The sequence below is a fragment of the Actinoallomurus sp. CA-150999 genome, from assembly GCF_050942425.1.
In the GTDB taxonomy this organism is placed as follows: Bacteria; Actinomycetota; Actinomycetes; order Streptosporangiales; family Streptosporangiaceae; genus Actinoallomurus.
Window position 1 is genome coordinate 2,258,843 of the sequence record NZ_CP192063.1, and the last position, 12,005, is coordinate 2,270,847.

Annotated in this window: 12 protein-coding genes; 11 read left to right on the forward strand and 1 reads right to left on the reverse strand. The window is 73.0% G+C overall.

Annotation, left to right across the window (positions count from 1 at the left end; translation table 11 throughout):
- Positions 1-85 precede the first annotated feature (85 nt).
- The 8 genes from ACQP2O_RS10730 (at position 86) to ACQP2O_RS10765 (ending at position 6,086) form a co-directional block, all read left to right on the forward strand.
- A complete protein-coding gene (locus ACQP2O_RS10730; RefSeq protein WP_433182282.1) occupies positions 86-715 on the forward strand; it encodes an HNH endonuclease family protein in 630 nt (209 codons plus the stop codon).
- Positions 716-800: 85 nt separating this feature from the next.
- Positions 801-1,580, forward strand: a complete 780-nt coding sequence (locus ACQP2O_RS10735) for an enoyl-CoA hydratase/isomerase family protein (protein ID WP_433182284.1) — start codon at positions 801-803, stop codon at positions 1,578-1,580.
- A gap of 58 nt (positions 1,581-1,638) precedes the next feature.
- The gene (locus ACQP2O_RS10740; protein ID WP_433182285.1) at positions 1,639-2,496 is read left to right on the forward strand and encodes a heavy metal-binding domain-containing protein; all 858 of its coding nucleotides are present in this window, start codon (positions 1,639-1,641) and stop codon (positions 2,494-2,496) included.
- Positions 2,497-2,501: 5 nt separating this feature from the next.
- Positions 2,502-3,317 carry a heavy metal-binding domain-containing protein gene (locus ACQP2O_RS10745; RefSeq protein ID WP_433182287.1) on the forward strand — a complete coding sequence of 272 codons (816 nt, stop codon included), beginning with the start codon at positions 2,502-2,504 and terminating at the stop codon, positions 3,315-3,317.
- Positions 3,318-3,330: 13 nt separating this feature from the next.
- Complete coding sequence (locus ACQP2O_RS10750; protein WP_433182288.1) at positions 3,331-3,720, forward strand: hypothetical protein; 390 nt, start codon at positions 3,331-3,333, stop codon at positions 3,718-3,720.
- 71 nt (positions 3,721-3,791) lie between these two features.
- Entirely contained in the window at positions 3,792-4,634 is an 843-nt protein-coding gene (locus tag ACQP2O_RS10755) for a M55 family metallopeptidase (protein WP_433182290.1), read from the forward strand.
- A 167-nt stretch (positions 4,635-4,801) separates the two neighbouring features.
- On the forward strand, positions 4,802-5,524 hold the full coding sequence (locus tag ACQP2O_RS10760) for a hypothetical protein (RefSeq protein WP_433182291.1): 723 nt from the start codon (positions 4,802-4,804) through the stop codon (positions 5,522-5,524).
- A 34-nt stretch (positions 5,525-5,558) separates the two neighbouring features.
- Positions 5,559-6,086 carry a YbaK/EbsC family protein gene (locus tag ACQP2O_RS10765; RefSeq protein ID WP_433182292.1) on the forward strand — a complete coding sequence of 176 codons (528 nt, stop codon included), beginning with the start codon at positions 5,559-5,561 and terminating at the stop codon, positions 6,084-6,086.
- 10 nt (positions 6,087-6,096) lie between these two features.
- Here ACQP2O_RS10765 and ACQP2O_RS10770 read toward each other — a convergent pair whose 3' ends face one another.
- Positions 6,097-7,566, reverse strand: a complete 1,470-nt coding sequence (locus ACQP2O_RS10770) for a hypothetical protein (RefSeq protein ID WP_433182294.1) — start codon at positions 7,564-7,566, stop codon at positions 6,097-6,099.
- 168 nt (positions 7,567-7,734) lie between these two features.
- Here ACQP2O_RS10770 and ACQP2O_RS10775 point away from each other — a divergent pair, with 168 nt between their 5' ends.
- Genes ACQP2O_RS10775 through ACQP2O_RS10785 form a run of 3 tightly spaced genes read left to right on the forward strand, consistent with a single transcriptional unit; the run spans position 7,735 to position 11,878 of the window.
- Positions 7,735-8,565: a serine/threonine-protein kinase gene (locus ACQP2O_RS10775; protein WP_433182296.1), complete on the forward strand. Its 831-nt coding sequence runs from the start codon at positions 7,735-7,737 to the stop codon at positions 8,563-8,565.
- A 55-nt stretch (positions 8,566-8,620) separates the two neighbouring features.
- A complete protein-coding gene (locus ACQP2O_RS10780; RefSeq protein ID WP_433182298.1) occupies positions 8,621-10,261 on the forward strand; it encodes a serine/threonine-protein kinase in 1,641 nt (546 codons plus the stop codon).
- Between the two features lie 30 nt (positions 10,262-10,291).
- The gene (locus ACQP2O_RS10785) at positions 10,292-11,878 is read left to right on the forward strand and encodes a protein kinase domain-containing protein (protein ID WP_433182300.1); all 1,587 of its coding nucleotides are present in this window, start codon (positions 10,292-10,294) and stop codon (positions 11,876-11,878) included.
- Positions 11,879-12,005: the final 127 nt, after the last annotated feature.

Here is a 12,005-nt window from a genome sequence, read left to right on the forward strand (position 1 = left end):
ATCAAATTTCTACTTTTCTGCTGACTTATCGCTCTTGATCCGCGATTGTTGATCTTCACCGAAGTCGATCTTGGTGAGGAGACACGTGGCACGACGAACGACATTCGCAGCGGCCCTGATCCTGGCGGTTCCCCTCGTGGTGGGCACCGCGGTCGAGGCGTCGGCGGCCCCGCCGACGCCGCCGACGGCGGCCAAGGCCCGTACGGAGCTCACGAAGCTCAAGGTCGCCAAGGAGGGGACGCTGGCCGGCTACAGCCGGGCGAAGTTCCCGCACTGGATCGACCAGGGCCACCAGTGCAACACCCGGGAAGTGGTGCTGAAGCGGGACGGCAAGAACGTCCACACCAACGCCAAGTGCGCGGCCACGTCCGGCACCTGGTACTCCCCGTACGACGGCGCCACCTGGCACAAGGCCTCCGACGTGGACATCGACCACATGGTGCCGCTCGCCGAGGCGTGGCGGTCCGGGGCCAAGGCGTGGACGACGGCGCGGCGCCAGGCGTTCGCGAACGACCTGACCCACGCCCAGCTCTGGGCGGTGACCGACAACGTCAACCAGGAGAAGGGCGACAAGGACCCCGCGCTGTGGAAGCCGCCGCTCAAGCGTGAGTGGTGCGTCTACGCCCGCGCCTGGACGGACGTGAAGTACCAGTACCGCCTCACCGTCGACACCAAGGAGAAGGCCGCCCTCGCGGCCATGCTCAAGGGCTGCTGAGGCCACGGGCCGCCCACCACGGTGGGCGGCCCGCCGTCCACGTTAGGCTCCGCCGCAGGCAGCAGTCGATGAGCGGGAGGGTTCCGTGGGCGAGTTCGTACGCGTGGAGGCCGAGGGGGCCGTCGCCACGATCCGGCTGGACCGGCCGAAGATGAACGCCCTGAACGCCCAGGTGGTGGCCGAGCTCGCCGAGGCGGCGCGGGCGGTCGACACCGACCCGGCGGTTCGCGCCGTCATCCTGTACGGCGGCGAGCGCGTGTTCGCGGCCGGCGCGGACATCAAGGAGATGGCCGACCTGCCGTACGCCCAGGCCACCGGGCACGCCCGGGCGTTGCAGGACGCCCTGAACGCCGTCGCGGGGATCGGTAAGCCCGTGGTCGCCGCGATCACCGGTTACGCCCTGGGTGGTGGCCTCGAGCTCGCGCTGTGCGCCGACTTCCGCGTGGTGGGCGAGTCGGCCAAGGTCGGCCAGCCGGAGATCCAGCTCGGCGTCATCCCCGGCGCCGGCGGCACCCAGCGGCTGCCCCGGCTGATCGGCCCGGCCCGCGCCAAGGACCTGATCTTCACCGGGCGTCACGTCGCCGCCGGGGAGGCCCTGGCGATCGGCCTGGTGGACCGGGTCGTTTCGGACGCCCAGGTGTACGTCGCCGCGACCAAGCTGGTCGCCCGGTACGCCCAGGGCCCGGCGGTCGCCCTGCGCGCCGCCAAGCAGGCGATCGACGCGGGCCTGGAGACCGACCTGGCCACCGGGCTGGAGATCGAGCGGCTGCACTTCGCCGGCCTGTTCGCCACCGAGGACCAGAAGAACGGCATGCGCAGCTTCGTCGAGGAAGGCCCCGGCAAGGCGAAGTTCTCCGGTCGCTGAACCGGCCGCCGCCGAACCGCCGGGAACCCGACGGCCCCCGCGGGACGTCACACGTCACGTGAGCGAGTCGAACGATCCACTGCCACCCGCGGCGCGGGCGCGTCTCGGGCAGGCCCGGCAGGCCGGCACCTGGACCTCCGGGCTGACCGTCGACGAGTTCGCCGGCCTGCGGTCCGTCGGGTTCGAGCCGGTCGGTCAGGTGATGGGCAGCACCGTCCACAACCTCGGCTGGTGGTCCCGCCGCCCGATCAACTGCGGGTATCAGCGCGGCGTTCTCGGATTCGGTGTCGCGGCCACGTTGACCTCCGGATTCCGCGACTACGTCGACACCATCTACAACGCGCGGCGCACCGCCATGAACCGGATGGCCGCCGAGTGCGCGGCGCTGGGCGGTGACGGCGTCGTGGCCGTCCGGCTCACGATCGCGCCGTTCCAGGGATCTGCGCACCACCTGGAGTTCCAGGCGTTCGGCACCGCCGTGCGCGCGAAGGGGGCCGTCCGGCCGGGCCGGACCTTTCTGTCCCATGTCACCGGGCAGGAGTTCGTGAAGCTCATCGAGACCGGATGGGTCCCGGTCGACCTGGCCCTGGGGGTCGGCGTGGGCATCCGCCACGACGACTGGCGGGTCAACTGGTCGACCGGGAGGTTCGCCCCTGCCCAGGAGGTGGGCGGCTGGACGGAGCTCGTGTCGGTCACCCGGCGCAAGGCCCGCCGCCGTCTGTCCGCCGACGCCCGGCGTACCGGCGCGGACGGCATCGTGGTCTCCGACATCGAGCTGCGCATCGACGAGCGCGACTGCAAGCTGGGCGACCACGAGCACGACCACGTCGTCGAGAGCACCATCATCGGCACCGCGATCGCCGAGTTCCGTACGTCGCACCGCCCCACCCGTCCACTGACGATCATGAGGTTCTGAGAGAGATGACCGATCCCGTCGCCCAGGGTGTGCCCGCCGACGCGATGACCCGGCTCGCCGAGCTGCGCCCGGGCGCGCCCGGCGCGCTGTTCACCAGCGACCTGTCCGTGAACGAGTTCCTGCTCGTCCGCGAGGCCGGATTCCGGCCGCTCGGCCTGGTCCTGGGCAGTTCGATCTACCACGTCGGCATCCAGGTCGGCCGGTGGAGCAAGAACATGGAGCTCGACCAGCTGTCCGGCGCGATGTACCACGCGCGGGAGCTGGCGATGACCCGTATGGAGGCCGAGGCCGACCAGCTCGGCGCCGACGGCATCGTGGGCGTGCGGCTGCAGGTGGAGTTCCGCGACTTCGGCAGCGACATCGCCGAGTTCATCGCGATCGGCACCGCCGTGAAGGCCGACGACACCTCCCAGGACTGGCGGAACAACAAGAACCAGCCGTTCACCTCCGACCTGAACGGCCAGGACTTCTGGACCCTCATCCAGGCGGGCTACGCCCCGCTCGGCATGGTCATGGGCACGTGCGTGTACCACGTCGCGCACCGGCGGCTCACCTCGGTGCTCGGCAGCCTCGGGCAGAACGTCGAGATCCCGGAGTTCACCCAGGCGCTGTACGACGCGCGGGAGCTGGCCATGACCCGCATGCAGGCCGAGGCGCAGGCTCTGCACGCCGAGGGCATCGTCGGCGTGGACCTCGACCAGTTCCACCACCAGTGGGGCGGGCACACGATGGAGTTCTTCGCCATCGGCACCGCGGTGCGGCCGCTGCGCGAGGATCACGTCATCGCCAAGCCCCAGATGGTGCTCGGGCTGGACCGCTGATTCACTGATGGCCATGGATTTCGACATGGTCGCCGCCGCGCTGCGCCGCGACACCGCCGACGTCGCGACGTACGCCCGCGTGCTCACCGGAACGCTCGCCGACGCGCTGCCGCCCGGCTGCGTGACGGTGGAGCACGAGCGCGGGTTCGCCGACCGTCTGCGGGGCCGCGACGGCCGTGCCCGCCGGGTCGTCGTCCGGCTGGGGGAGCGCACGCTGTTCCTGACCGCCGGAGACGGGCGGCCGGTCGCCGAGATCCACCACGAGGTGCGCGGCGTGGTCCTGTCCCGTGATCAGGTGACGCTCGACGTCTGGGTGCGCACCCTCACCGAGGAGCTCATGACCCAGGCCCGGGCCGACGCTCGCGCCGCCGAGGCGCTGCGCCGCCTGGTCGCGGGCGGCTGACGGTCGCCGGGCGGGCGGTCCGGCAGCCTCCGATGTACGGTCGAGACGCCATCTCGTGGAGGGAGTCGTCAGTGCGGGTGTTCGTCTCGGTCGACATGGAGGGCGTGTCCGGGCTCACCGATCCGGATGAGATGCGGGCCGGCGGGCGCGGGTACGAACGCGGCTGCGAGCTGATGACCGCCGACGCGAACGCCGCGGTGGCCGGGGCGTTCGACGCGGGCGCCGACGACGTGATCGTCACCGACGCGCACAGCAGCACGAAGAACATCCGGACCGACCTCATCGACGAGCGGTGCTCGCTGATCCGTGGCCCGTACCGCCCGCTGCGCATGGGGCAGGGCCTCGACGCCGCCCACGACGCGGCGATGTTCGTCGGCTACCACGCCCGCGCCGGCGTGCCGCACGGCGTGCTCAACCACACCTGGATGGGCTATGAGATCCAGAACCTCTACCTCAACGGGGAGGTGTCCGGCGAGATCCGGCTGATCGCCGCGCTGGCCGGGTCGATGGGCGTGCCGGTCGCGCTCGTGGCGGGCGACGAGGCGGCCTGCGCGGAGGCCCGCGAGCTGCTCGGCGACGTCGAGACGGTCGCGGTGAAGAAGGGCATCGACCGCTACTCCGCGCAGCTTCTGCCGCCCGCCCGCGCCCAGGCCCTGATCCGCGAGGCGGCCGCCCGGTCCCTGGGCGACCTGGGCCGGTTGCGGCCGTACGTCGTCCCGTCCCCGTACACGCTGGGCATCGACTGGGCGTCCACGGCGATGGCGGAGTCGTGCGCGATGATCCCGGGCATCAAGCGGGCCGGTCCCCGCTCGGTGGAGTTCACGACCGACGACTACGCCGAGATCGTCGGCGTCCTCGGCATCATGGCCACGATCGGCGGCAGCGTCGGCTGCACCGGTCAGCAGTACGGCTGACGGCGGCCTGGGCCGAGCCCACCGCACTGGTTCTCTCGGTGTGCGGTCAAGCTTCTGCGGGCTCGTTGATGTTGACGTAGCGTGGGTCTCAAGATCATTTGGTTGCCGAGTACGCGGCGACGCCGGGCCCTGGGTGCTCGGTGGCCCGGCGAGAAACGGCGGAGACGGTGACTTCTGCTGCGACGACCCCACCGCTCGTACGGCCGGTCCGCAGGCTGGGCGGCTTGGCCGTGCGCGGCGCGGTGCTCGTGCTCCTGATCGCCGCGGCACTGCCTGTACTGGCGCGCACGTTCCCGCAGCAGGTCGGTCCGGCGCGGCTGGCCGAGGATCTCAGGGCCGGACAGGTGCACCGCCTCGAGCCGGAACGCGGCGAGTCGGCCCTTGAGGACGGTGGCCCGGTGCACTGGTCGACCGGACCGCTGACCTGGTACGCGACGTCATTGCCCCCAGACTGGCGGGGAGCCGGGGCAGGCCGGACATCGGCGTGGCCACCCGGCACGTCCCCGGAGGATGTGCTGGATACGCTCGTCAGAGAGTCCCCACGCCGCGTCCGGGAATGGCCCGTTCCCCTCGACGTGGAGACGGGAATCCTGGATTACTGGCCGATCCTGTTGACGGCGTTCGTGCTCACGGTCTGGCTGATCGTCTTCGGGACGATGCTCGCCCGGCACGACCATCGGTACGCCGGGCGCTGGGCGTGGTTCTGGTTGTTCACGGTCGGGCAGGTCGGGATCCTGCTCTACCTCCTCCTGGAAACGCGCCCACTGTGGACGGCATCGCGGCGGCTTCCATCACGGGAGCCGCAGCGGCTCTGGAGCGGCGTGGCCGGGCTCGCCATCGCCGTCCCGATCGGGCTCGGCATCCTCGGCGCCGGGGCCGTACTCCGGTGATGCCAGGCATCTGCGCAGCTCTAAAGTGGCGCGCATGTGGGAACTGTCGCTCGAGCCTGCCCTTGACCGTACCGACCTGCTCGCCGAACCCGTCACCGAGGCGATTCGCTCCTGGAAGGGCCAGGACGCCTTCCAGGTCACGGAGATCGACCCGGAGCTGGCCGACACCGCCGCGTTCTGCGAGCGGTACGGCGCGCCGCTCGAGACGTCGGCCAACTGCGTGATCGTCGCGGCCAAGCGGGGCGGTGACGTGCGGCTCGCCGCCTGCGTCGTGCTCGCCACCACCCGTGCCGACGTCAACGGCGTCGTCCGGCGCCGTCTCGACGCGCGGAAGGCGTCGTTCGCGCCGCAGGAGCAGGCCGTCGCGGAGACCGGCATGGAGTACGGCGGGATCACGCCGTTCGGCCTGCCTGCCGACTGGCCGGTGCTCGTCGACCGGGCCGTCGTCGACACCCCGCACGTGGTCGTCGGCAGCGGCGTGCGGCGGTCCAAGCTGGTCGTCCCCGGAGCGGTGCTCGCGGGGATCGGGCAGAGCGAGGTCATCGAGGGCCTCGCCCGCTGAGGACGCGGGCTCAGCGCCGCGGCGAGAACCAGGGCGGCAGGTAGACCACCCAGCCGTGGCCGAGTCCCGACAGGGGGTGGGCGACCCAGGATGCGGCGTACCGGGGCGGTGGCGTGCCGTGGGACAGGATGCCGGTGGGCGCCCGGCGGGCGCGATCGAGGAAGTCGGCCACGGTCGTCGACTTCAGGATCCCGCTCGTCGCCGCGGTCCCGCAGCCGAGGTAGAAGGCGACCGGCACCGAGCGCGGCCCGCCGAGCAGGCAGGGACGACGCAGCCCCAGATGCCTGAGCGCCGTGGCGCCGCGGACGTACGTGAGGCGCTGGACCGCATTGTCGCGCGCCTCCCACGACAGGAGCAGCACCTGCGAACCGACCTGCGCGAGGATGCCCACCGACACCAGCACGGCCAGCGCCGGTCGCAGCCGCGGAACGGCGTCCGGCAGCCTGACCAGGCACTCCGCGACGGGCAACGCCAGTAGCGCGTAGACGGGCAGCAGGAACCTCGGCGCCGCGTACCCCAGGAGCAGCAGGTACGGCACCGACGCGGACACGCCGCAGGCGGCGGCGATGGCGGCCGGCCCGGCCGCGCGGGCACGGGCCGCCAGGATCAGCCCGCCGGCGACGAGCAGGGGAACCGCGGGCCACCACAGGGACAGCGTGGGATGCTCGACGCCGCCTCCGCAGGGGCGGCAGAGCAGCGGCCCGTTCACGGCGTACAGCTCGTACAGCACACCCCGTGGATGCCAGGCGATGCCGCCCTCGATGGCGCTGGACGCCCTCAGCCGTTCCAGGGGCCCGCCGTATCGCAGGTACGCCTCGATGATCCACTGTGCGGCGCCGAGCGCGAGCCCGGCCACGAGGGCGACGAGCAGCGCGGGGCGTCGCCACCGGCGGACCGCGACCGCCGCGATCGGCAGTGGCAGCACGATCCACGCCGCGTCGCCCGGCCGCATGAGCGCCACGACGGCCGCCGCGGCGACCACTCCGAGGAGGGCGCCCCGCCCGCCCGCGACGGCGTAGCGGACGAACCACCCGGCCAGGGCGACTCCGCCGACGGCGACCCAGAAGTTCGGGATGACCTCCGACGCGTAGTAGCCGGTGACCCAGAGCCCGCTGAAGAGCAGTGCCGCCAGCGGGACGACCGCCTTGCGTGAGGTCAGCGCCAGCCAGGGCCAGTAGGCGAGCACGACCGCGGCGGCGCCGATGACCGCGAGGTACGCGCGCAGCACCGTGAGCGACGCGGTCACCCAGACGACCGGCGCGATCAGGTACGTGATGCCGCGTGCCCGCGGCGCGTCGAAGAAGGCCGCCGGGAGCCGCGGGCTGACCTGGCTGATGTACAGCGCCTCGTCCCAGCCGACGTCGCCGTGGCGTACGACCACGGCGAACTCGACGGCCGCGAGGAGCACGGCGACCGCGATCAGCCATGCGGCCGGACGCCGCATCAGGTCGCGCGGCTTCGGCATCGCCCCTGCGGTCACCGCACTACCACCCCGATCATTCCCGCCTCCTCCGCCGATCGACGGCCGAACCTGCCGTAATCTGCACACATTTGTGCGTATTCGTGAGCCGCGGGTGACCGGCGGGTTAACGGCGGCCCTCCGACGATTGTCGGATCGCGCTCGTGCTCAACCTGGAACCTTCGCACCGTGATTCGCGTCAAAACCTGCATGAACGTGTCGGGGCTTGCGCCGCTGGGCTCGTACGAGCTGCTGGAGCGGGTCGGTGAGGGGGCCACATCCGTGGTGTACCGCGCCACGGACCGTTTCGGGCGCACGGTCGCGGTGAAGGAGCCGCGCCGGGAGGTCGCGCACGATCCGACCGTGCGCCGCCGCCTGCGGCGTGAGGCCCGCACGATGGCCCGGGTGCGCAGCCCGTACGTCGCCGAGGCGCTCGACGCCTGCCTGGACGGAGACCGCCCCTACCTGGTCACGGAGTACGTCGCGGGCGTGCCCCTGCGGGATCTCGTGACGATGTACGGGCCGCTGTGGGAGGAGGCGCTGTGGGGCTTCGCCGGCCGGTTCGCGCAGGGCCTGGCGGCGGTGCACGGGGCCGGTGTGCTGCATCGGGACCTCAAGCCCGGCAACGTCATGGTCGTGGGCGGTATCCCGAAGATCATCGACTTCGGCATCGCGCAGGAGACGGGGGCCGAGCAGGTCACGCAGCCGGGCGTGCTGACCGGGACGCCGGGCTACGTCGCGCCCGAGCTGATCGACGGGGGTCGCTGCAGCGAGGCGTCCGACGTGTTCTCCTGGGCCGCGACGGTCGCGTTCGCGGCGACGGGCCGCCCGCCGTTCGGCGCGGGGTCGCTGCACGGCATCTGCTTCCGGGTATTGCGGGGCGCCGCCGACCTGGACGGCGTGCCGGAGCGCCTGCTGCCGCTGCTGCGCCACGCCCTGGTCCGCGACCCCGCCGCGCGCCCCGCCGCGTCGTGGCTGGTGGACCGCCTCACCGAGCGGAGACCGGTCTCGGCGGCGTGACCGGATCCACCGGAATCCCATGAGGAAACACATGCCCAGGTATCGTGACGGATCTATGGAGGGGGTAGAGACGTCCGGGGAGAGCATCGGCCGATATCGCCTACTCGAGAAGATCGGGGAAGGCGGGATGGGGGTCGTGCACCTGGCCGCCGACCCCATGGGCCGCAAGGTCGCCGTGAAAGTCCTGCGGCCCGGGGTGGCGACGGACCAGACGGCGCTGCGCCGGCTGGCCCGCGAGGTCGACTCCATGCGCCGGGTGCACAGCCCGTACGTCGCGGAGATCGTCGACGCGGACGTCACGGCCGAGCCGCCCTACGTCGTCACGCAGTTCGTCCCCGGTCGCACGCTGGAGGAGTCCGTGCGCGACAACGGGCCGCTGCGCGGGGACCGGCTGCAGCGGCTGGCGAGTGGGCTGGCCTCCGCGCTGGCCGCCATCCACGACGCCGGCATCGTCCACCGGGACCTCAAGCCGGGCAACGTCATGTTCCAGGAGAGCGGCGAGCCGGTCGTCATCGACTTCGGCATCGCGCAGGGGGTCGACGCCACCCGGCTGACCGCGACCGGGCTCGTCATCGGCACGCCCGGCTTCCTCGCCCCGGAGATCATCGAGGGGGACGACGCCGGCGCGCCCGCGGACGTGCACGCCTGGGCGGGCACGCTCGCCTTCGCCGCGACCGGGCGGGCGCCGTTCGGCGGCGGCACGTTCGAGTCGATCTTCTACAAGATCATGGAGGGCCGGCCGGACCTGGAAGGCGTGCCCGAGCCGCTGCTGCCGCTCGTCCGCGCGGCCATGGCGCGCAACCCGGCCGAGCGGCCGACCGCGCACGCCCTCGTGCAGCTCGCCCAGCGGATCGACGTCAACAGCACCCTGGTCGACCCGCCGTCGACGCAGACCAAGCGGCTCACCGCCGTCCCGGCGCCGCCACCGTCGCGTCCGGCCAACCCGCGAGACTTCCGGGGGCAGCTGCCGCCGGCGCCGCCACCCGCTCCGCCGCAACAGCCGTACGCCTCGTCCCCGTACGGGCCGCCCGGGCAGCAGCCGCCGCCGGCGCGGTACGAACAACGTCCCCCGAAGCCGCCGCGGCCCGACGAGCCGAAGCCGTTCGGCGTCTACCGCTTCCTGAGCCTGCTGCTCCTCGTCGGCGCGGTAGGGCTGGCCGTGGTGACGCCCGCCATCGCGTTGATCGTCGTGCTGCTCGCCCTGCTGGTCCTGCGGACCGCCGACCGCGGCGCTCAGGACCTCACGTCCAAGCGGACCCGGCGCGGGCCACGGTCGGGCGACATCGCCGCGGTGATCGTCAAGTCGCCGTTCTCGGCGATCCGGGCGGCGCTGGGCATGCTGCTGGTCAGCCCGCTGGCGATCATCGCCGGCGTCATCGTGCTGCTGATCGGGCTCGGCGCGAAGGCCGGACTGACGATCCCCCGGGCGGTGGCGCTCGCCACGGCCGCGTTCGTGATCGTCCAGTGCCTCGGGCCGGGCAGCGAGCCCGCGCGCCGGCAGCTCGCCCGTGTCTGGGGGGCCGTCCTCCCGAGGAGAACGCAGGCCCTGGTCGCCCTGGCCGTCATCGGATTCGTCGTCTTCCTGCTCGTGTCGTTCGCGCTCGGCCAGACGCCGGACCTGCGGCCGTTCGACTCCAAGGCGCTCACGAGCAGCCTGCGCAGCCTGCGATCCGGCCTGCGCGACCTGCTCGGCTGACCCGGGACGCCCCGACAAGGAAAGAACCGAATGCCAGTGGAGGACGCCGAGGTGCAGAAGGTGGGCCCGTACCGCCTGACGGCGACCCTCGGTGAAGGCGGCATGGGCGTGGTCCACCGGGCCGTCGACGACGCCGGCCGCGAGGTGGCCCTGAAGGTGGTGCGGGCGGAGTACGCCGAGGACACCACCTTCCGGCGGCGGCTCGCCCGTGAGGTCGACACGATGCGGCGGGTGCGCAGCCCGTACGTCGCCGAGGTCCTCGACGCGGACGTCGCCGCCGAACGCCCCTACATCGTCACCCGGTTCATCGACGGTCACCCGCTCGACGGCGTCGTCCGGGCGGCCGGGCCGCTGTCCGGCGGCCCGCTGGCGCGCGTGGCGGTCGGCCTCGCCGAGGCGCTGACCGCCGTCCACGGCGCCGGCGTCGTCCACCGGGACCTCAAGCCGAACAACGTCATGATGGTCGAGGGCGCGCCGGTCGTCATCGACTTCGGCATCGCGCACGCTATGGACGCCACCCGGCTCACCCAGACCGGAATGGTCGTCGGCACACCCGGCTACCTCGGCCCGGAGGTCATCGACGGCAAGCCGCCCGGCCCCGCCGTCGACGTGTACGGGTGGGGGGCGACCGTCGCGTTCGCCGCCATCGGGCGGGCGCCGTTCGGCGGCGGGTCCATCGAGGCGGTGCTGGCCCGCATCCTGTCCGGCAACCCCGACCTGGACGGCGTGCCCCCGTCCCTCGAGCCCTTGCTGCGGGAGGCGCTCGCCCGCGATCCGGAGGACCGGCCCTCGGCGGCGGAGCTCGTCGAGTGGGTCCGCGCCCTCGACCTCGGCGCGCCGCCGACGATCGCCCCCACCGCCCTCGGCCCGGCCGTCGCGCCGCCCGATGCCGCCAGGTCCGCTCCGGCGGCCCACGGCCACGCCGGAGCCTCGCGGAGCCGGCCCGGGACGTCTCAGGGGGGCGTTCCCCCGGTCCCGGCGAGCCCGCCGCCCGGGGCGGTCCCCCCTTCCGCGGCGCCGCGCGTGGCGCTGGGCTGGTACAAGCTGCTCGCCTACCTGGCGATCGTCGCGGCCGTCGCGGCCTGTGCCGTCGCCCCCGTCGTCGGCCTGCCGGTGGTCGTGGCGGCCGCCTGGTACCTGCGGGCGGGGGACTCGGCCGTCCGCTCCCGGCGCGTGCCGGTACGCGGGGCCGAAGACCTGGTCCTCGTTCCCTTCCGCGTGCCCGGATCCCTGGGGCGGTCGACCGGGGCGCTGATCCCCGCCCTGCTCTACTCCGCCCTGGCGGCGGCCGTGACCGGGCTCGCGCTGCTCGTCTGGACCGCCACCCACGACGAGCAGTGGCCCGACGCCGTCACCCGGTGGGGTGCGGCGGCGTTCGCCTGGGTGATCCTCGCGGGGCCCGGCGTCATGGCTCCGCGTCGCCAGCTGGTCCGCCTGCTCTCGGCGGTCGCCCAGGGCCGGCGCCACGCCACCGCGGTAGGTTTCTTCCTCGCCGGCGTCGCGTCCCTCGCGGGGGCGGCCGGGTGGGCGCTGAGGCCGCGCTGGTGGCCGATCGGCGACCGGGCCGACGTCTTGGTCCATCTCACCGAACGGATCTCCACGCTGCTGCACCGGTGACGCACGGACCGCGGGCTTCGCCGAGGCCGCCCGCCGGGCACGGTCGGCAGGTGCTGGGCGAAAGTGCGCGACGCCGGTCGCATCACGCCGGAGGCACCCGCGCGGCGCGGTAGTGTGGCGTTGCCTT